Genomic DNA, 19,508 nt, shown 5'->3' on the forward strand with positions numbered 1-19,508 from the left:
CCCAAAATTTGATGGTCAACAATGCCTTCAACAAAGTCAAACAATCCAGCACCAATTAATATTGAACCCAAAAAAGTTTGAGTTGACAAAGGAACATCTTTGCGCTTGACAGCACTCCACAAACAGAAGATTCCCGCCACTGTTACCAACCAATCCGCAGCGTGAAACAATCCATCTCCGAGGGTATTTAATTCTAAACCGGCAACAGTAGCATCCGTTTTAACGCTACTAAACATATGGTGCCACTGGAGGAGTTGGTGCAGCACAATGCCGTCAAAAAAGCCTGCTTGACCCATACCGAGGAGAATTCCTGCGATAATTAGAGGTCGGCGGTTGTTAACATCAGTGGCGGGTGAGTTTGTGCGATCGTTCAATGGAAAACCTCAGATGCTTTAACTGCTGAGCCTAAGCCTGTGAAGAGATTTGCAAGTACATTTTTTAGTTTTGCTGGCGAGGGCGGGCATCGCATCACCCGCGAGATAGATTTATTGAGTGAAGTGCGATCGCGCCTTGATTTTTGATGGATGATTGGAAAGTGCGATCGATCTTTTTAAACAAATTATCCCCCTCTAACTTATCCAACTCGAAAAGATTGCCCCATCGCTTGAAATTCTTGAGTCTCTTCTCGCTGCAATTGCTGTCTAATTTTGGCAAATTTCCTAACTGTTTCCACAGAGTACAACCGTTCTCCACAGCTTAGGCAAACTTCAGCGGATACTTTTAATATAGCAGTATGCTTGCCGCCGCGTAAAAGTTTATCGACTTCTTTGATAACTATTTCACCGCCGCAAATTGGGCATTTTTCTACAGATAGCATTGTTAATTTCTCCTTTGTATCCAATTAATCCATCGATTTGCATCTGGACGATAAACTGTGATTAAGATGGCTAGTTTATTACTAGGGACATAAGACCAAACACTGTGAATAGGATCGCCTCTAAAGCTTTCACCATAGATTAGGTATCGGGGATAGGGTTTTTCTTTGGAATAATTTTCTATGATTTCACCATAAAGGACGGAAAAGTAGATTTCATCGAGAGATTATCATCCTCTGCTTCTTCATCAGCATGGTCTGTAATTCGCACCCTATTTTCTAATATTGCTTCTCTGATATCGTTTAGATTCATTCGTTGAAAGATAAGTTGGCCGGAAGGGAGAGTGGGATGCAGAAAATCCCGAGATTTTAGCGGTGGCTGAAAAATTTATTTTTGCTAACTGTTATAACCCGCAAGTGGCGGGGCAGATACTACAAGAAACTACGCGAAAGCTAAAAGTAAAGTGAGGACTGCCAGTGCCAGGTATCGGAAACGTAGAACTGGCGTGGTTTCGTGGTTTTTGCCTTTGTAATAAATCTTTATGAAACCCTGAAACGCTTAGATGTTACAGTCTACAAGTCTCGACGCGAGAGAAGAGAACGCCCCACAACAAGCCCCCCACCAACCACCCCATCAGTTAACTTTCCCTTCACACACGGGAGGTGTCCTATAGGTGCTTTGGTGTTGAATTTTAGATCATTATAGTGCAACCATTTACTACTATTCACACGCCAACCTACCCGATCGCCAAAAGCTGCCCAAATTTTCCGATCGTATTCTCTGCTTCCCCCCAGACTTTCATAGATGCGTTTCTGCACCGAAAAGCCGAAACGTCCGTTACTGTATTTTACCCAAAGTTGGTCAATAGTTCGTAAGTCTTCACAGGGGAATCGATCGATATCTTCACCCCTCAGCCAGCCATCCTTTGTTCTCCCCGCTACTTCCAGCATTTTTATTGCCGTTTCCCCATCCGCCTCTTGCCATTTTCCGCTAGCCAACAGCCGATCGAGTTGACGATAATCGACTCCTTTTGCGGAAATCAATTTTACAGGTTGTGGCGGTGGCTGCGGGCTAGGAATCGTTGGCGAAACACCCCCTCTTTGCCCCCGATTGCCGGGGGATTGGGGAAGCATAGCCAACCATTTTTGAACCGACTGAGGGCGCTTTGTCTCATCCATTTCCATCCCTTTAAGAATGGCCCGATGCACCCCATCGCTAATATTAGGATTAATCTGAAACGGCGGCTTCAAAGGATAATTTAAACCCCTCATAAATGCAGGAGTTGGTGGTGTTTTCGTTAGCAAATAGTATAGCGTTGCTGCCAGAGCATAAACATCTGTATACTCAGCAAATCTGCCAATCTCCCCGTACTGTTCGGGAGGTGCAAAACCGTGTGTTAGCCCCAAAGTCATTTGCTGAGTGCGATCTGGAATAAAACCCCGTGCCAAACCAAAGTCAATCAAAACTGCATCAAAATTGTCGCGTACCATAATGTTTTGTGGCTTGATATCCCGATGTAGCAAACCTTTTTCGTGAACTACTATTACCGCTTCTGCCACTTTGCGGATGTAGTTTAAAGCTTCGGTTTCCCACAGGATACCGCGCTTTTCTACCAATTCCCACAAATCTTTCCCTGCCACATATTCCATCGCAATACAAGGCAAGTCACCATCAATGAAATAGTTGTCTATTTGCACAATATTGGGATGTTTGCACAAAGATAGCAGTAGCGCCTCATCCCGGAATTTGTCCCGATACCAGCCAAAATTTGGATCGCTCAATAAGTCGTCTTTCAGCGTTTTGATGACAACCCGCTGCCTGTTTTGCGCCTTCTGCGCTAGGTACGTGGCCCCAAAACCGCCCTCACCTAACTTGCCTTCAATAATATACCGATCGCCATTTAACCGCTGCCCCGGTGTCCAAACCATTCTCCTCACCGCCAACCAATATTAATTTTTATCTCGGCCTAGCCTGTATTTTAACTGTATTTTCTAAGTTCGGTTTAGTTCCACGGGCCCAACTTCAGTTCGCCTTCCCGGTGATGGTTGGCTTTTAGTTCGATCGCCCTTTTCCGACATAATTCGATCGACAAATTCGCCACAATCCCATTAAGAATTCTAAATCCCAAAACCTCTTTGCCCAAACAGTCCCTTTCTGTGCAAACCTAAAAAACAGCAGACACAATTTTATAAACTCTAATTACAGAACCCTAGCAACCAGTTATGCAAACTCTGCCGAACCCCACTAAAACCCTCACCACCGAACCAACCTTCGACACCACCATCAAACGCCGCAAAACCCGACCCGTCAAAGTCGGTAGCGTCACCATCGGCGGCGGCAACCCCGTAGTAGTTCAGTCGATGATCAACGAAGACACCCTCGACATCGACGGTTCAGTCGCAGGAATTCGGCGCTTGCACGAGATTGGCTGCGAAATCGTGCGCGTCACCGTGCCCAGCATGGCCCACGCCAAAGCTTTAGCCGAAATCAAGCAAAAACTGCACGCCACCTACCAACCAGTTCCCCTCGTTGCCGATGTCCACCACAACGGCATGAAAATTGCTCTCGAAGTGGCCAAACACGTAGACAAAGTGAGAATCAATCCCGGACTTTACGTGTTCGAGAAGCCGAAAGCCGACAGAACCGAATACACCGACGCCGAATTCGCGGAAATTGGCGCAAAAATTCGCGAAACCCTGGAACCTCTGGTAGTTTCCCTGCGCGACCAAGGCAAAGCTTTGCGAATCGGCGTTAATCACGGTTCCCTCGCCGAACGGATGCTGTTTACCTACGGTGACACGCCCGAAGGCATGGTAGAATCGGCCCTGGAATTCATCAAAATTTGCGAATCCCTCGACTTCCGCAACATCGTACTCTCCCTGAAAGCCTCGCGCGCGCCCGTGATGGTTGCTGCTTACCGCTTGATGGTGCACCGGATGGACGAACTCGGCATGGATTACCCGCTGCATCTCGGCGTCACGGAAGCAGGAGACGGCGAATACGGCCGCATCAAATCCACCGCAGGCCTGGCACCGCTGCTGACTGACGGTATCGGCGACACCATCCGCGTCTCGCTGACAGAGGCCCCGGAAAAGGAGATTCCTGTCTGCTACAGCATTCTGCAAGCCTTGGGACTGCGGAAAACGATGGTTGAGTATGTCGCTTGTCCTTCCTGCGGTCGCACTTTGTTTAATCTAGAGGAAGTGTTACACCAAGTGAGAGAGGCGACGAAGCACCTCACCGGTTTGGACATAGCAGTAATGGGCTGTATTGTCAATGGTCCTGGAGAAATGGCTGATGCTGATTACGGTTACGTCGGGAAGCAACCGGGTTATATTTCGCTGTACCGGGGCCGGGAAGAAATTAAGAAAGTGCCCGAAGACCGGGGAGTGGCAGAATTGATTGACTTGATTAAATCGGACGATCGCTGGGTCGATCCTTAGCCGATACTTTCTCTGTTGTTAGAGTTCGACAGTCCGACAGTCCAACAGGGGTTGAAACCCCTGTCTCATAGGTGAAGTCAGTTTAAACAGACTGAAGAGCACCCTTTTCAAAAGCTGCAGGGCCTGTTCCAAAAAGAATGAGTGTTCTATTCAGGGTGGGCACCCTCACGGGCCCCTGAATAGAACTCGGCAAAGTGGAATAATATATGTACGCCAAACGCGAGCCGGCCTTGCCTGTGTTAGATTGAGCGTAATTATTCTGAACTCTTTTCCTCCCGCGCGTCAGACAAATGGTTATAACAAAACGAGGGCTTGTTCTAAGTGCAGCAGCAGTGGTACTCACTGCTGTAACTCTTGCGAACACTGGTTGCAGTTCTAAATCTCTGGCTTCTTTTCGGGGAAGCCCTAAAGAGTTGGTTGATGAAGTTTGGCAAATTATTGACAAAAGTTATGTGGATGGCACTTTTAACCAGGTTGACTGGAAAGCGGTGCGGAATGATTATTTGAACCGGACTTATACCAGCGACGAGGAAGCTTACAAAGCAATTCGGGAAATGCTGAAGAAGCTGGACGATCCTTATACGCGGTTTATGGATCCTCAAGAGTTCAAAAATATGCAGGTTGACACTTCTGGGGAACTGACAGGAGTTGGGATTCAGTTGACTCAAGATGAGGAAACCAAAAAGTTGGTGGTGATTTCGCCGATCGAAGATACCCCTGCTTTTACTGCTGGTATTCTGGCAAAAGATATTATTACTAAGATTGACGGCAAGAGCACCGAAGGCATGGATACGAATCAAGCGGTAAGTTTGATTCGCGGCCAGGTGAATACTGAAGTGACGCTGACTATTTTGCGGGGAAGCAAAGAATTAGAATTTAAGCTGAAACGCGCTAAAATTGAAATTCATCCTGTGCGGCACTCGGTGCAGAAGACTCCCATCGGAGAAGTCGGCTATATTCGCTTAAATCAGTTCAGTGCGAATGCTGCATCGGAAATGCGATCGGCAATTAAAGATTTGGAACAGAAAAAGGTAACGGGGTATATTTTAGACTTGCGTTCCAATCCCGGCGGGTTGCTGTACGGAAGTATTGAAATTGCTCGGATGTGGCTCAAAGAAGGTACGATCGTCTCCACGGTTGATCGAGTCGGTGAGGCCGATAAACAAACTGCAAATAAGGCAGAACTCACAGACAAACCGTTAGTTGTACTGGTAGACGGCGGTTCAGCAAGTGCTAGCGAGATTCTATCCGGTGCTTTGCAAGACAACAAACGCGCGGTTTTGGTGGGAACAAAGACGTTTGGTAAAGGTTTAGTTCAGTCAGTACGCGGCGTGGGAAATGGTGCCGGTTTGGCGGTGACAATTGCCAAGTATTTTACTCCCAACGGCACTGATATCAACCACGCCGGGATTGAACCGGATTTTAAGGTAGAACTCACCGACGCTCAAAAACAGGAATTGAGGCGCGATCGCGATAAAATTGCTACGACGGCAGATCCGCAGTACGCGAAAGCTATGGAAGTTTTGACAAAGCAAGTTACTGGTAAAACCGGGAACAATAAGGCTGAGGCGAAACCGAATGCTGCGCCACCTAAGCCGACTGCGGCGCAGGCAAAACCGAGTGCAGCACCTTCTAAATCGAAGTAGAAAACCTGTTTAGGGTTTCAGTTAAAAAAAAGCATTCGGGGGAAGAATTACGGCTAAAAGCCAAGATTTTAAACTCGAATGCTTCGCTATTTTTTGCCATGCGTCATTGCGACTCACGTTAGCTTTCGCGATTCAGAGGAAAGCAATCGCAATCCGTCATTGCGGCTGGCATTTGCCTGCGCGAATTAATCCGATGCGGCGGGCTATGGCATCTTCGGGCGAATCGTAAGGGCCCCACTTTTCAATAATACTGGGGTTTTGTTCTTCGAGTTGGGCGATCCTCTGCGAGGGCTCCGCCAACGGCAAAATCTCGCAATTACCGGCAGGACGTTTAACAATATAAAATTTTGGTGTTTCTGTCATAGCTAAATTCGTAAAATAAAAGCTGGATACTAACTAGGCAATTGGCTCATTATATCAAATAGGGAAACGGCACTGCCCTGTCCAAACCGTGTCTTAGCATTAAACTCGCATTCCGACAGTAGTTGAAACCCCTGCCGGACTAAGGATTTAACAGCCGGGAACTAATAAGAATTAAAAAAAACTAACACTTTCGGAAGATGCCACAAAATTTATCTATGATAAAAATATAGACATTTGTCTAAACAGTGCATTAAACCCTTTCAGAACTACCCAAATATTCTAATCAATACCAAAAAAACCATGCAATTTTTGCCCAAAATAATCCCTGAAATTCAAGCAGAAATCCTACCAGTTAACGAATCACCGCCTGAACTTGTTACTTTCGATGTCGGCGGTATGAAATGTGCCGGCTGCGCGAAAGCTGTGGAACGCCAACTCATGCAGTATTCAGGCGTCATTTCAGCTTGCGTTAACTTAGCCGTAGAAGTCGCGACGGTTGAGTGTCAACCGGGGACTGTCGATGCAGAGGCTTTAGCGAAAAAGTTGACTGATAATGGATTTCCCTCTCAGTCTCGTTTAGGTGAACATCAGCAGGAAGCAGAAGCGGCAACAATTGAACGGCGACGGCAAGAAATTCGACAGCAAATCAAGCAATTGACGATCGCCCTTATCTTAATTATTCTATCCGGTTTAGGTCACGTACTCGGCACAAAAGCCCCAATTCTCAGCAATATTTGGTTTCACTGGGGACTCGCCACCCTCGCTTTGCTGGTACCGGGCCGCCCGATTATCGTTGATGGGTGCCGCAGTTTGTGGCGAAATGCACCCAACATGAATACTTTGGTAGCTTTAGGCGCTGTTACAGCTTACACCGCTAGCAACGCGGCGCTGCTGTTTCCACGAATGGGATGGGAGTGCTTTTTTGACGAACCGGTGATGCTGCTGGGCTTTATTTTGTTGGGAAAAACTCTGGAACAGCAAGCCCGACGCCGCGCTGCATCAGCTTTACAAGCTTTAATCGCATTGCAACCGGCCAAAGCCCGCTTAGTTGATTTTAAACTTTCGAGTTTAGATTTGCGATCGGAAGAATTGCCTTTAAACTCGACATCAAAGGTCTACGATCCACAATACATTGAAATTCCAGCCGATCGCGTCCGAGTCGGAGAATGGCTGCAAGTTTTGCCCGGGGAAAAAATACCGGTAGACGGCGAAATTTGCGAAGGCAAAACAACGATAGATGAGTCGATGCTGACTGGCGAATCGATGCCGGTTTTGAAGCAACCAGGAGATACAGTTGCGGCAGGAACTATCAATAAATCCGGGGCAGTGGTGATGCGCGCAACTCGCACCGGTAAGGAAACAACTGTAGCTCAAATGGTGGCTTTGGTGCAGGCAGCCCAAACTCGCAAAGCACCGATTCAAAATTTAGCTGATACTGTCGCGGGATATTTTGTGTATGGGGTGATGGGGATATCGCTTTTAACTTTCCTATTTTGGTATTTTGCCGGGACTCATATTTGGCCTTCTGTGCTTTTAGGACACGATATGGGGCATGGGGCATCGGGCATCGGGCATCGGGCAATGGGCATCGGGAATGGGGCATTGGGCATGGGAAATCACTTATCAGTTACCGATTATCAATTGCCAATTATCCATTATCAATCGCCTTTGCTGTTAAGTTTGAAATTGGCGATCGCAGTTTTAGTTATTGCTTGTCCTTGCGCTTTGGGACTGGCTACCCCAACAGCAATTTTAGTCGGTTCTGGCATCGGGGCGGAGCGCGGGCTTTTAATTCGCGGTGGTGATGTTTTAGAACGGGTGCATCAATTAGATACGGTGGTTTTTGACAAGACTGGCACTCTGACAACTGGAAATCTAACACTCACAGATTATTTGCCGATTTTCCAGAATTCGGAGTTGGATTTGAACTCCGATATTAATGTTGGAAACAAACAAGATGCCTGTTCCACAATTGATGGAGTTTCTGCAAGTGCGGTTGACTCAAAACTGCTGCAAATTGCGGCGGCGGTGGAAAGGGGCTCTTGTCATCCCATCGCCGCAGCGATTTTGCTGGAAGCTCAACAGCAAGGTTTGCTGCTGCTAGCTGCTGAGGATTTCTGCACGGAACCGGGCTTCGGGGTTTCTGCTTTGGTGGAGGGCCGGCGGGTGTTCGCGGGGAATGCTGAGTGGATGAAGGAGCAGGGGGTCGCTGTGGCGACGGAATTGTCGGGGTCTTTGCAAGACAAAACGGCGGTTTACGTGGCTTCTGGGGGCATTTTGCTGGGTGTAATCGGGCTAAAAGATACTCTGAGGCCGGATGCTAAGGCTGCGGTGGAACGTTTGCGGGGCATGGGATTGCGGGTGATGATGCTGACGGGGGATACGGCGTCGGCGGCGGCGGCGACGGCGCAGCAGCTAGATTTGACGGCGGCTGATGTTTTGGCCGGGGTGCGGCCGGAGGGGAAGGCGAGGGCGATCGCACTTTTGCAAGCCCAAGGCTGTAAAGTGGCTGTGGTGGGGGATGGCATCAATGACGCGCCGGCTTTGGCTCAAGCTGATGTCGGTATCGGTTTGCACTGCGGTACTGATGTCGCAGTTGAGACTGCTCAAATTGTGCTGATGCGAAATGCTTTGATGGATGTTGTTGAGTCGATCGAGCTGGGGCGCGCTACTTTTAATAAGATTCGCCAAAATTTATTTTGGGCTTTTGGTTACAATACCCTGGGAATCCCGGTTGCAGCGGGTCTTTTGCTGCCTGCAACCGGAATTCTACTCAGTCCTGCGGCGGCCGGAGCATTTATGGCGTTTAGTTCTGTTAGCGTGGTTACAAATTCTTTGTTTTTGCGCCGGGGATTTCGAGCTTAAAATTATGGATGACAGATAAAAGTAGGAGGTCATTGGTCATTAGCCACAAACTAATGACTAATGACTAATGAGTGAGGACTAATGACTAATGACTGATGGCTACAGTGCCATACTTTCCAAGAGTCGCCAGTTATTGTTGTTCATAATTGAACGACTAACTAGCTCGAACATTTGACGGCAGTGGTTGTTGGTTTGCAGGGGCAGTTCCTCGTTTTTAATCACGAAGTTCATGCGAACCTCTGAGTCGCTAGCCGTGTTTTTCTCAATTAGGACTTCTGCGGTGACAAGTTTGGCAAGGGAAACTTGACCGGGAAGCTCGCGAGCCATGACGGAATCTCCTGTATTGTAGATAATATCAAGATTGCATGACTCTAAAATTTCAATCAGGGACTGACGGAGACGGTCGATCGGAACGGCAACGATAAAAAAACCAGTATAGCGAGCCATAGACAACTCCAGCCGTGAGGCATTTAGACTTTATTATCATACCGAACCTAGAAGAGATGAACAGAACAATATGGATTTATTTTATTCCGGTGGGAAGTTAGGGCAATGAAGGGCAAACTTATCGTGTTTGAGGGGGTTGAAGGTGCGGGTAAAACTACGCAAATGCAGCGGCTGATAGATTGGTTGCAAGCAAGTTGCTTTCTGACAGTCCGGTTGGTGGCTACTCGCGAACCGGGGGGTACTGAGTTGGGAAGGGGACTGCGACATTTGCTGCTAAAACAAGATTCGGGAGAATTGGTATGCGATCGAGCAGAATTAATGATGTATGCTGCCGATCGCGCTCAGCACGTTGAAACTTTTCTCAAACCCGAGTTATCGAAGGGAACGATTGTTTTATGCGATCGCTTTACTGACTCTACGATTGCTTATCAGGGCTACGGCCGCGGTCTTAAGTTAAATTTAATTAAGCAGTTGAATGAAATTGCCACCGGCGGCTTGGAAAGCGATCTGACTTTGTGGCTGGATATTAATGTGGAGACGGGTTTGGCGAGGGTAAGGGCTCGGGGAGGGTGCGATCGGATCGAGCAAGCAGATTTGAAGTTTCACCGCCTTGTACAGCAAGGTTTTGCGGAGTTAGCCCAGGAAAATAAATCTCGCATTGTCCGAATAAATGCCGATCGGCCTGAATATGAAGTCGCTCAGGAAATTCAAACTATTGTAACTCGCAGGTTAGAAGCTTGGGGATATTTAAATAATACATCTTCTGAAAAATAGCGTTACATAATATCTAGAAACAGGGCAACTCCGTGCCCTTCTCCAGCAACTTACAACTTAACATTGTTAACTCAAAACAATTATGTAGCAGTCTATTAAACCACAATAACCTTTTGGTATTATAGCAACCACCACCGATGCTTAAGATGTTCTTAATTGCTGACACCCTAGATTTTCTTCTTTCATCCTTCTTCCTGATATCCGTTACATCCGTTACATAATCCGTTGCCGAACTTCCTTCTTCCGCAAACATGAATTATTTCACATCATTAATCGGACAAGAGCGACCAGTAGAATTGCTAACACAAGCAGTCGAGCGAAACCGAATCGCTCCTGGTTATTTATTTGTCGGCTCTAACGGCATCGGAAAAAGTTTAGCTGCTCAGTCTTTCATCGAGCTTTTATTCTCAGCCAATCTTGCCGAAACCCGATTAATAGCCTCCGTGCAAAATCGCGTGCGGCAGCGCAATCATCCAGACTTACTCTGGGTAGAACCAACTTACATGAACCAAGGCAAACGGCTTACACCAAAGGAAGCAGAGGAAGCCGGTTTAAAGCGGAAAGCACCGCCACAGATTCGCTTAGAACAAGTTCGAGAAATCGGTAACTTTCTCAGCCGACCACCGCTAGAAGCTGGGCGTTCAGTCGTAGTTTTGGAACAAGCAGAAACAATGGGTGAGGGAGCCGCTAACGGCTTGCTGAAAACATTGGAAGAACCGGGAAAAGCAGCGCTAATTTTAATTGCTCCGACAGTGGAAGCTTTGCTGCCAACTTTGATTTCCCGCTGTCAAAAAATCCAGTTTTCTCGGCTGAATCTCCAAGCAATGGCACAAGTTTTGCAGCAAGCCGAATTCGCGGAGATTTTGGATCGTCCGGAGGTACTGGGGATGGCTCAAGGCAGTCCTGGGGAGGCAATTGCTATTTGGCAGCAACTGCAATCAATACCAGAGGATTTGCTGCAAAAGGTGAAGCAGTTGCCTCAAAATCTGCGGTCTGCTTTGGAATTGGCCAAGGAAATTGATAAAACTTTAGATACTGAATCTCAGTTGTGGTTAATCGATTATTTACAGCACTGTTACTGGCAACAATTTTTGGCAGGGAGAATTAGTCGATCGCCCTTAGATCCCTTGGAGAAAGCACGACAATATTTGCTAAACTACGTACAGCCGCGATTAGTTTGGGAATGCACGCTAATGGGAATATGTCAAGCATAATTTAGTGCCAAGTTTTATCCCAATACGATGAGTAACACGATGGAAAAAGCCACATTTGCCGCCGGTTGTTTTTGGGGAGTTGAACACAAGTTTCGCGCCGTTGCAGGTGTCGTCTCGACTGCTGCGGGCTATACAGGAGGTCACTGGCCGAATCCTTGCTACCTGGATGTTTGTGCTAGAGTCACGGGTCACGCTGAATCTGTGCTGATAGAGTACGATCGATCGCAGGTGAGTTACGAAGCACTGCTAGATGTATTCTGGAACTGTCACGATCCAACCCAAATCAATCGCCAAGGCCCCGACAGAGGCGAACAGTACAGGTCTGTAATTTTTTATCACAATTGGGAACAAGAAAAAGCCGCTCGCCTCTCCAAACAAAAATTGCAAAGTTCCGGTAAATACGACAAAAATATTGCCACCGAAATCAAACCTGCTGCTGAATTTTATATGGCAGAGAATTACCACCAGCAATATATTGAGAAGAAGCGAAATTTGTCAAATTTAATTAGTTAAAAAGTAGGCAGACGCGACCAAAAATAAAAGATATTAGGGGCGGCTAAGGCAATAATATATACTAGCGACAGTTTATTATTAATGCAAAACCCGGTCTCCCCCAAGCCATGTTTATTTCCACCTACTCAGTAATAAATCATTAGTGATGAGATAGTGTTTGGTAGGGGCAATACCCTCGTGGTAAGCCGCCTATGCGATATTCGAGACAAATTTCAGCTTTGACAATTGCTAAAAGAATAGAGATTCGGGTTTGGAATGCCAGTGTGAGGAGAATTGATAGCGTTTTAAACAGATTGTTACGCAAGTCATAATATTATAAAAATGCTGTAGTAGTTGGGGACGTAAGACCCAAAAATTTTGCAATAAATACTAAATGAAGATTGGGAATTTATGTTTCAATTCTCTTGGCTTAATAGCAGTTTTTGCATCTATAATTCTCGTCATTAGTCAGCAATTATTAGTCATTAGTCGGATGACAGGGGCAAAAGGGAAGAATATCTACTTTTGCATTCTTGCCTGTTTATTTGCTAAGCTAGAGGTAGCGCTCTCTCATCAATAAACCTTAGATTTATGCACAGGTTATTAACTGGGAAACTGCGAATAGAGTATTTAACAATACCAATCGCTAATCTTCCAGCAAATCTATCCGGTACTAAAATTGTACAGCTTACTGACTTTCACTATGACGGGGTTCGGCTGTCGGAATGGTTGCTAGAAAAGGCGATTGCTGCGGCTAATGAAGCTGAACCCGACATGATTTTTTTAACTGGTGACTTTATTACCTACGACCCCGCACCTATTTACGCCTTAGTGCAGCGATTGAAAAACTTGCAAAGTCGGGTTGGAATTTACGCGGTTTTGGGCAATCACGACCACTATTGGCCGGGGGCAAAGAGAGAGGTTGCTAATGCTTTAAATAGCGTGGGGATTCGGGTTTTGTACAACGAAGCAATCTATCACTTGGGGCCCCAATTGGCTGTAGTTGGGCTAGCAGATTTTTGGTCGGGCGATTTTGCGCCTGAACCTGTAATGGCATCAATAAATTCCGCGATTCCTCGGATTGTGTTGTCTCACAATCCTGATACTGCTGAAAAACTGCAAAATTGGCGTATTGATTTGCAGTTATCTGGACACACCCACGGCGGTCAAATCGTTATTCCAGGTATCGGCCCTTTGTACGCTTGGGTCAGAAAAATTGGCTATTTTATTCCTACACGAATCCGAAAGTTCATTCCTTTTATGTCGGCTTGGGATCGAGTAGTTACTCACTGGGAATGGGCTAGCGGTTTGCATCAGGTTGGGAGTAATTTGCTGTACGTAAATCGCGGTTTGGGAACTTATTCGCCCGGGAGGCTATTTTGTCCCCCGGAGGTAACAGTAATTACTTTGGTTTGTCAAGATATGTAAGGGCGGGTTTAGGGTGCAGACTTTCCCGATAATAGATAATATAGCAGAGGGAAGAAGGAAGTTCGGCAACGGATTATGTAACGGATGTAATGGATGTCATTCCGATGGAAGAGGGAAGAGGGAAGTTCGGCAACGAATTCTTTAACGGATGTAACGGATGTAATGAATGTCAGTCCAATGGAAGAGGGATTTTTGTACAATTTATATTATTTTTAATTTGCTTCTCCAAAGCGATAGCCTCTGCCGTAGACTGTGTGAATTAGGACAGATTCGCCCGGGGCTTCTATTTTGCGGCGCAGCAGGCGAATTTGAGCGGCTAATACATTGCTGCTGGGTTTTTCTGCTTCACTCCACAAATACTGGTGAATTTGTTCGTGTGTTAGCAATTGACCCGTATGGCGCATTAAGTATTCTAATAACTGGCATTCTTTTTCAGATAAGTCAATTGTGCGATCGCGCCGATAAGCTAATTGATTGTCGTAGTCTAGCTGTAAATCTGCAACTTGCAGCCGCCCGACAGCAACCTCGGCATCAATAGTAGGAGGCCGCCGCAGTAAGGCGCGGACTCTGGCTAGCAGTTCTCGCAGTTCAAAAGGTTTGACCAAATAGTCGTCTGCACCGGCGTCGAGTCCTTGTACGCGATCGTCTACGGTATCTTTGGCGGTGAGAAATAGCACTGGCGTACTCCTTCCTTGCGATCGCAACTTCTGGCAAATTGCCAGTCCGGTTTGTCTCGGCAACATCCAATCCAAAATTAGCAAATCGTAATTGCCCTGCATTGCTAAATTGCTGCCACTTGCTCCGTCAAATGCCACATCAACTGTATAACCTTCGCGGGTTAAAACTCGACTCAAAGGATCAGTTAACTCAACTTCATCATCAACTAAAAGAATCCGCATCCTGATTTCAAATTTGAGATTTGAGATTTTAGGTTAAGTAAACTGATTTTTCCTAGATTTTAATGTGTGGAATACTTTCCGTTTCGCTGCAAGCTGCTGCTACCCATTCCTGGATGGCAGGCAAGGCAAAAATCGCATCCGTATAAGCTTTTGCTGATGAATCTAGTTTGACTCCGTAGGTGACAAAACGCATGACAACGGGGGCAAACATAGCGTCAACAATTGTGAATTTTCCGAACAGCATATTGCCGCTTGTCCCGAATTTTTGGCGGCATTCGCGCCAAATGGTAAAGATGCGATCGATCTCTGCTTCAACACCGGGAGTCATCCCTTCTCCCGGATAGCGGTTGCGACAGTCCATGGGCATATTTTCTCGCACATTTTGGAACCCCGCGTGCATTTCGGCGGCAATGGAACGGGCGATCGCCCGTTCCGCTACATCTGTCGGCCACAAATCATTTGCAAAGCGATCGGCAATGTATTCGCAAATTGCTAAAGATTCCCACACTTTTAACTCGCCGTCTATTAAAACTGGCACTTTTCCCGAGGGAGAATAGCGCCGAATTTCTTCATTGGTTGTTGGCCAGTCTAAGGGGATTCTCACCTCGGCAAATTCCAGTCCAGCTTGTTTCATCGCCAGCCAAGCGCGCAGCGACCAAGAGGAATAATTTTTGTTGCCGATTACCAGAGTCAATTTCGTCATAGTTTAGCTTTCAGCTATTTGCAATCGCCAGTTAAATTCTAATTTTTAGAGTTGAATACACAAACGCGTGATACACAATGACGATCCTCTTCGAGGGCTTCACTAACGGGCGCTATGCCCGTTTTCTGCACCAGCCTCTGCAAGCATTTTACATTAACAGCCTCCCACCGTTCCGCGTTTTTCTGCAAACTGCGATCGGGGGGCGCGATCGAACACGCTTGATTGCACATGGAGCGAGAAGCCTCTGTCCCTGGGAACGCTAGCCTGGTTAGCGCTAGGTACAGCTACTGTATAGTCCATTTCCTCCCGCTCTACACCACCGCCTGAGAGGATTTCATCTACTGTAATCTTTTTCAGGGAATCCGGGTCTACACTGTGAAAATTTTCGTCAAATTCTTGATGGTTTTCCATACCGACCGCAGTTTAAAAAATTGACTCAATAAAAAATTACTAAATATAATATATCCTCAAACAATGGATCAAGCAATACCTGAAATTTATTTTTCGCTCTGAACTCTATGTGTTATTCTGAGTTTGGTAAAAGCTGTTTCTGCTTAGGCCGCGATCGCCCCCTTTCCAAATTAAGAAATTTACCCTCTAAAAATTGACATGATTACTGTTGCACTTCCCAAAGGTGGATTGTTAGGAGATAGCATTCGGCTGTTTAAATCGGTTGGATTAGACTTCAGTGCTTTTCTCGATTCCTCTAACCGACAACTTCAAATTTATGACCCTACAGGCACTGCCAAAGCTTTGCTGGTAAGGACGCATGACGTACCAGTTTATGTGGAATACGGTCAAGCGGATTTGGGAATTGCTGGCTATGATGTTTTGCGGGAAAAAAAGCCGAAAGTTGCCAATTTAATTGATTTAAAATTTGGCAAGTGTCGGCTGTCGGTGGCAGTGAAAGAATCTAGTTCTTACCGACGAACGGTGGATTTGCCTCCTCACGGTAGAGTTGCTTCTAAGTTCGTACACTGTGCAAGAGAATATTTTCACAATTTGAATTTACCAGTGGAAATTGTGCCGCTTTACGGTTCTGTGGAGTTGGGGCCGATTACGGGTATGTCGGAGGCAATTGTGGATTTGGTTTCGACTGGCAAAACTTTGCGGGAAAATGGTTTGGTGGAAATTGATGTTTTGTTTGAAAGTTCGGCTTATTTAATCGGTCATCCTCTGAGTTACCGTTTGAATGCGGGGGGGGTGAATGAGTTGATCGGGAATTTGAGAGAGCAAGTTTTGACGGCTGTTTGATCCGCACTCCAATTAGAGTAGACTTATTGGATAAATCTTTCATTGAGAGGGAAAGCACAGACGCAACGCAAAGGCAAAGCAGGATAATTAGCGACTTTTGCAATATATCTAATACTATTGTGGGGTGGGCACGCGAGCCCGCCCTAAAAGTTAAATCTTTATGAAGTGCTATTTGCAGGTAGAAAACCTAGTTTTTCCTGGCAGCGATTTATATAAAAACTTACGACTGTATCAGCCGGGTTTTGTTCGATTAGTTGCTGAAAATATCCCAAGGCTGCGACAAATCTTTCGGATTGCCATCCTTGAATTCCTTTGTCAAATAAACTCTGCGTAAGCTGCTTTGCCTCAGAGTCTGGACAGGATGCTGCCCAGATTTCGTAGATTTCAATAGCTTGCTGCTTGCCGCGTGGGGTTACTCGATCGATCCAGCGATAGTAATAATTGTTCCTTGGTAAATCGCTGTCAGCAGCAGTCGCCCCAGAAGTAGAAATCATAGTCTCCTGTGTTTCCACTTCTAAGTCGCACTTTAATAATAGACTTTCTTTTGAGTGGGAGTTGGAACTTATCCCATTTAGAAATTCTCTAGCATGAACGATCGCATTTTCGCTAACAATAATTTGGCAACCGTATATTTTAGTTAAATTTTCTAACCGAGAAGCTGTATTTACCACATCGCCGATGACTGTAGAGTCCATGCGGCGATCGGAACCCAAAGTGCCGATCATGCCGATACCTGTGTTAATTCCTGTACCAATATTGACTGGAGATTCTAAATTGTATTTGTGGCGACTGGCATTAAATTCTTGCAAAGTTTCTTGCATTGCTACTGCAGCTTCTATCGCATCCATGGCGTGAGAATTGGGCTTGTCAAATACTGCCATGATTGCATCGCCTAGGTATTTGTCAATAAACCCGCCGTGGGATGTTATGCAATCGTTCATTTTAGTAAAAAAAGCGTTCAACCATTCAAAAGTCTCCCGAGCTTGTTGAGATTCAGCGATCGTAGTAAACCCGCGAATGTCGCAAAATAAAACAGTCAGCTCTTCTTCTGTGACATTGCCCAACTGAATAGATTCTATTCCTTGCGGCGCAATTCGCTCTAGAAGTTGCTCTGGCACAAATAGCTGAAATTTTTCTGAAAGATATTCGTTAGCTTCCCAAGCTGCGGCGATTTGGCGTTTGCTTTGCTCTTTGACTTGCTGGTTGAATTGGGAAGATACCGCTTGCGATCGCATTTGACTCAACTGCAAAATATTTTCAACTTTGGCCAGCAACAAACGACTGTTAAAAGGCTTTGTCAAATAATCATCTGCCATCATTTCTAACCCTTTGATGCGAGACATATCGTCATCGAGGGCAGTTAAAAAAATCACCGGTACAGTTTGCAATGCCGTATCTTTCCGCAGGCGATCGCACACATCAAAACCGTCCATCTCCGGCATCATAATATCTAGTAAAATTAAATCGGGTCGAGATGCGCGGGCGAGGGAGAGCGCTTCATCGCCAGATAGTGCTGATACTGTGGTGTATCCTTTCATGAGCAATAACTCTTCCAGTAAAGTCAGATTAGCTGGCTCGTCATCAACCAACATGATACAGGGCGACTTGTTTGACATGGAATATGATCTAATATATTGAATTTAGCTCGGGAGTTGCGCGTGGGGAAGCTCGAAAACTGGTTGATGCGTATATTTCTCGTTACTAAACTCGATATTTTTCGTAGGAACCGGCTTTCGGAGGCAAGTGCGGACAAGTCATATACATATTTATCTACTCTTGAGTTTAACCTTTGTTGTTATCAATTATCATAAATGGCAGTGCTGGAACTGCAAATAATTATTGTTAGCCCAGAAAAGAACGGACAGTAGCGATCGTCAAATTCAGATCCAGCGGCTTACTCAAATAACCAGAAGCGCCAGCTTCCAAACATCGATCGCGATCGCCAGGCATCGCCATCGCCGTCACCGCAATCATCGGTACCGACTCCCAGACAGGATCTGCTTTAACTCGACGCATCAACTCAAAGCCATCAACATCCGGCAACTGAATGTCCATCAAAATCAAATCCGGCAGCAACTCCGGGGCCGCAGAGGCGGCGAGAATACGATCGACCATCGCCTTGCCATCCGCGAGTATCTCTACCCCATACCCCTCCAATTCCATCACCTCAGAAATTAACATTTGGTTAAAAGGCTGGTCTTCGACAACCAAAATCCGCTTGCTGCCAATGGGTAAAGCAATCGCAGAAGCAGGAACTAACTTGGTATCCAAAGCGCAAGAAGCAAAGTGTCCCAACTGTTGACGCATCTCCGTCAACGGCAGCCAAACGCGGAAAAGACTTCCCCGATCGCAAACCGATTGAAAAGAAACAGTTCCCCCGTGCAATTCTGTCAGACGCTTAGTCAAAGCCAAACCCAAACCTGTACCTTCGTGCCGCCTAGTCAGGGAAGAATCGACCTGTTGAAAAGGTCGAAATAGCAAGTGCCAGCGGTCTTGAGGAATGCCGATGCCGGAGTCTTGTACCTCAAAACAAAAATAAGGAGTGCTGGCATTTATAGGAGAACAATCCGGTCGATAGTCGCCCTTTATTTCACTGCCGTAGACCAGACGCCCGCTGAGTTTAACTTGTCCTTGTTCTGGGGTAAATTTTATGGCATTGGAAAGTAAATTAATCACAATTTGTCGCACTCGCCGTTCGTCGAGCAAAACTTTAGTAATGCGGTAGTCGAGTTCTAAAGACAAACCAATTCGCTTTTTGTCTGCCCGTGGCTGCATCATTTTTATACAGTCTGTCGCGAGTTCGTGAACGCGAACCGGTTGTAAATTGAGTTCTACTTTCCCCGCTTCAATTTTAGAAAGGTCGAGAATATCGTTAATTAGCTGCAACAAGTGCTGGCCGCTTTTTTCGATCAGTTCTAAATAGTTGATTTGTCGATCGCTCAACTGTCCGGCTGTTTGTCGCAGCAGCAAGTCAGAAAAGCCGAGAATGCTGTTGAGAGGCGTCCGCAATTCGTGGGACATTGAGGCTAAAAACTCGGATTTCAACTGAGAAGAATACTCTAATTGTTCGTTAACTTGGCGCAGGTTCTCTTGTGTCTGAGCCCGCTCGATCGCCGCCCCCAGAGTCCGGCAAGCAGCCTCCAGCACTTCTTGGTTGAGGGCGGT

Annotated in this window: 20 protein-coding genes; 8 read left to right on the forward strand and 12 right to left on the reverse strand. The window is 46.2% G+C overall.

Translation table 11 applies throughout. From position 1 onward, the window contains the following. The 5 genes from QUA38_RS17825 to QUA38_RS17840 all read right to left on the reverse strand — a co-directional run. Positions 1 to 374: DUF2243 domain-containing protein (locus QUA38_RS17825; RefSeq protein WP_333163966.1), on the reverse strand; the 374-nt coding region annotated here is incomplete at its 3' end. 200 nt (positions 375 to 574) lie between these two features. Continuing rightward, positions 575 to 817 (reverse strand): YgiT-type zinc finger protein, encoded by a 243-nt coding sequence (locus QUA38_RS17830; protein ID WP_333107999.1) that lies wholly within the window; start codon positions 815 to 817, stop codon positions 575 to 577. A 2-nt stretch (positions 818 to 819) separates the two neighbouring features. After that, the gene (locus tag QUA38_RS29400) at positions 820 to 1,029 is read right to left on the reverse strand and encodes a DUF4258 domain-containing protein (protein ID WP_445305068.1); all 210 of its coding nucleotides are present in this window, start codon (positions 1,027 to 1,029) and stop codon (positions 820 to 822) included. Between the two features lie 358 nt (positions 1,030 to 1,387). Continuing rightward, a complete protein-coding gene (locus QUA38_RS17835) occupies positions 1,388 to 2,743 on the reverse strand; it encodes a serine/threonine-protein kinase (protein WP_333163968.1) in 1,356 nt (451 codons plus the stop codon). A gap of 74 nt (positions 2,744 to 2,817) precedes the next feature. Further along, positions 2,818 to 2,943, reverse strand: coding sequence for a hypothetical protein (locus tag QUA38_RS17840; protein WP_333163970.1), 126 nt, complete (start codon positions 2,941 to 2,943; stop codon positions 2,818 to 2,820). Positions 2,944 to 3,037: 94 nt separating this feature from the next. Here QUA38_RS17840 and ispG point away from each other — a divergent pair, with 94 nt between their 5' ends. Then, complete coding sequence (ispG, locus tag QUA38_RS17845; protein ID WP_333163973.1) at positions 3,038 to 4,258, forward strand: (E)-4-hydroxy-3-methylbut-2-enyl-diphosphate synthase; 1,221 nt, start codon at positions 3,038 to 3,040, stop codon at positions 4,256 to 4,258. A gap of 290 nt (positions 4,259 to 4,548) precedes the next feature. Next, the gene (ctpC, locus tag QUA38_RS17850) at positions 4,549 to 5,904 is read left to right on the forward strand and encodes a carboxyl-terminal processing protease CtpC (RefSeq protein ID WP_333163974.1); all 1,356 of its coding nucleotides are present in this window, start codon (positions 4,549 to 4,551) and stop codon (positions 5,902 to 5,904) included. Between the two features lie 156 nt (positions 5,905 to 6,060). On the opposite strand, the gene QUA38_RS17855 is transcribed toward ctpC, so the two are convergent. Further along, the gene (locus QUA38_RS17855) at positions 6,061 to 6,267 is read right to left on the reverse strand and encodes a DDE transposase family protein (RefSeq protein WP_190660003.1); all 207 of its coding nucleotides are present in this window, start codon (positions 6,265 to 6,267) and stop codon (positions 6,061 to 6,063) included. A 300-nt stretch (positions 6,268 to 6,567) separates the two neighbouring features. Here QUA38_RS17855 and QUA38_RS17860 point away from each other — a divergent pair, with 300 nt between their 5' ends. Then, positions 6,568 to 9,132: a heavy metal translocating P-type ATPase gene (locus QUA38_RS17860; protein WP_333163977.1), complete on the forward strand. Its 2,565-nt coding sequence runs from the start codon at positions 6,568 to 6,570 to the stop codon at positions 9,130 to 9,132. Positions 9,133 to 9,231: 99 nt separating this feature from the next. Here the strand turns inward: QUA38_RS17860 and QUA38_RS17865 are convergent, their stop codons facing one another. Next, positions 9,232 to 9,579, reverse strand: coding sequence for a hypothetical protein (locus tag QUA38_RS17865; RefSeq protein ID WP_333066630.1), 348 nt, complete (start codon positions 9,577 to 9,579; stop codon positions 9,232 to 9,234). A 105-nt stretch (positions 9,580 to 9,684) separates the two neighbouring features. On the opposite strand from QUA38_RS17865, the gene tmk reads away from it, so the two are divergent. From tmk to QUA38_RS17885, 4 genes are all read left to right on the forward strand, one after another. Next, the gene (gene tmk / locus QUA38_RS17870) at positions 9,685 to 10,353 is read left to right on the forward strand and encodes a dTMP kinase (protein WP_333163979.1); all 669 of its coding nucleotides are present in this window, start codon (positions 9,685 to 9,687) and stop codon (positions 10,351 to 10,353) included. A gap of 251 nt (positions 10,354 to 10,604) precedes the next feature. Beyond that, positions 10,605 to 11,567, forward strand: coding sequence for a DNA polymerase III subunit delta' (locus QUA38_RS17875; protein WP_333163982.1), 963 nt, complete (start codon positions 10,605 to 10,607; stop codon positions 11,565 to 11,567). Between the two features lie 39 nt (positions 11,568 to 11,606). After that, positions 11,607 to 12,080 (forward strand): peptide-methionine (S)-S-oxide reductase MsrA, encoded by a 474-nt coding sequence (msrA, locus tag QUA38_RS17880; protein ID WP_333163984.1) that lies wholly within the window; start codon positions 11,607 to 11,609, stop codon positions 12,078 to 12,080. A gap of 570 nt (positions 12,081 to 12,650) precedes the next feature. Continuing rightward, positions 12,651 to 13,487, forward strand: a complete 837-nt coding sequence (locus QUA38_RS17885; RefSeq protein ID WP_333163987.1) for a metallophosphoesterase — start codon at positions 12,651 to 12,653, stop codon at positions 13,485 to 13,487. Between the two features lie 212 nt (positions 13,488 to 13,699). Here QUA38_RS17885 and rppA read toward each other — a convergent pair whose 3' ends face one another. The 3 genes from rppA to QUA38_RS17900 form a co-directional block, all read right to left on the reverse strand. Next, positions 13,700 to 14,386: a two-component system response regulator RppA gene (gene rppA / locus QUA38_RS17890; protein WP_190733915.1), complete on the reverse strand. Its 687-nt coding sequence runs from the start codon at positions 14,384 to 14,386 to the stop codon at positions 13,700 to 13,702. Positions 14,387 to 14,438: 52 nt separating this feature from the next. Beyond that, the gene (locus tag QUA38_RS17895; protein WP_333163991.1) at positions 14,439 to 15,089 is read right to left on the reverse strand and encodes a glutathione S-transferase family protein; all 651 of its coding nucleotides are present in this window, start codon (positions 15,087 to 15,089) and stop codon (positions 14,439 to 14,441) included. Between the two features lie 153 nt (positions 15,090 to 15,242). Then, positions 15,243 to 15,500 (reverse strand): hypothetical protein, encoded by a 258-nt coding sequence (locus tag QUA38_RS17900; protein ID WP_333066637.1) that lies wholly within the window; start codon positions 15,498 to 15,500, stop codon positions 15,243 to 15,245. Between the two features lie 198 nt (positions 15,501 to 15,698). Here QUA38_RS17900 and hisG point away from each other — a divergent pair, with 198 nt between their 5' ends. After that, positions 15,699 to 16,343 (forward strand): ATP phosphoribosyltransferase, encoded by a 645-nt coding sequence (hisG, locus tag QUA38_RS17905; RefSeq protein ID WP_333163993.1) that lies wholly within the window; start codon positions 15,699 to 15,701, stop codon positions 16,341 to 16,343. A 158-nt stretch (positions 16,344 to 16,501) separates the two neighbouring features. Here hisG and QUA38_RS17910 read toward each other — a convergent pair whose 3' ends face one another. Both QUA38_RS17910 and QUA38_RS17915 read right to left on the reverse strand, forming a co-directional pair. Continuing rightward, the gene (locus QUA38_RS17910; protein WP_333163995.1) at positions 16,502 to 17,959 is read right to left on the reverse strand and encodes a response regulator; all 1,458 of its coding nucleotides are present in this window, start codon (positions 17,957 to 17,959) and stop codon (positions 16,502 to 16,504) included. Positions 17,960 to 18,185: 226 nt separating this feature from the next. Further along, on the reverse strand, positions 18,186 to 19,508 hold a 1,323-nt coding region (locus tag QUA38_RS17915; protein ID WP_333163997.1), incomplete at its 5' end, for an ATP-binding protein.

It is taken from the genome of Microcoleus sp. Pol12B4 (assembly GCF_036701385.1).
GTDB lineage: Bacteria > Cyanobacteriota > Cyanobacteriia > Cyanobacteriales > Microcoleaceae > Microcoleus.

Coding starts and splice junctions, on each gene's coding strand:
- QUA38_RS17830 (WP_333107999.1), bottom strand. CDS start 817: ATGCTATCTGTAGAAAAATGCCCAATTTGCGGCGGTGAAATAGTTATC.
- QUA38_RS17885 (WP_333163987.1), top strand. CDS start 12,651: ATGCACAGGTTATTAACTGGGAAACTGCGAATAGAGTATTTAACAATA.
- QUA38_RS17835 (WP_333163968.1), bottom strand. CDS start 2,743: ATGGTTTGGACACCGGGGCAGCGGTTAAATGGCGATCGGTATATTATT.
- ctpC (WP_333163974.1), top strand. CDS start 4,549: ATGGTTATAACAAAACGAGGGCTTGTTCTAAGTGCAGCAGCAGTGGTA.
- QUA38_RS17895 (WP_333163991.1), bottom strand. CDS start 15,089: ATGACGAAATTGACTCTGGTAATCGGCAACAAAAATTATTCCTCTTGG.
- tmk (WP_333163979.1), top strand. CDS start 9,685: ATGAAGGGCAAACTTATCGTGTTTGAGGGGGTTGAAGGTGCGGGTAAA.
- QUA38_RS17865 (WP_333066630.1), bottom strand. CDS start 9,579: ATGGCTCGCTATACTGGTTTTTTTATCGTTGCCGTTCCGATCGACCGT.
- ispG (WP_333163973.1), top strand. CDS start 3,038: ATGCAAACTCTGCCGAACCCCACTAAAACCCTCACCACCGAACCAACC.
- QUA38_RS17910 (WP_333163995.1), bottom strand. CDS start 17,959: ATGTCAAACAAGTCGCCCTGTATCATGTTGGTTGATGACGAGCCAGCT.
- QUA38_RS17875 (WP_333163982.1), top strand. CDS start 10,605: ATGAATTATTTCACATCATTAATCGGACAAGAGCGACCAGTAGAATTG.
- QUA38_RS17900 (WP_333066637.1), bottom strand. CDS start 15,500: ATGGAAAACCATCAAGAATTTGACGAAAATTTTCACAGTGTAGACCCG.
- QUA38_RS17860 (WP_333163977.1), top strand. CDS start 6,568: ATGCAATTTTTGCCCAAAATAATCCCTGAAATTCAAGCAGAAATCCTA.
- rppA (WP_190733915.1), bottom strand. CDS start 14,386: ATGCGGATTCTTTTAGTTGATGATGAAGTTGAGTTAACTGATCCTTTG.
- msrA (WP_333163984.1), top strand. CDS start 11,607: ATGGAAAAAGCCACATTTGCCGCCGGTTGTTTTTGGGGAGTTGAACAC.
- hisG (WP_333163993.1), top strand. CDS start 15,699: ATGATTACTGTTGCACTTCCCAAAGGTGGATTGTTAGGAGATAGCATT.
- QUA38_RS17855 (WP_190660003.1), bottom strand. CDS start 6,267: ATGACAGAAACACCAAAATTTTATATTGTTAAACGTCCTGCCGGTAAT.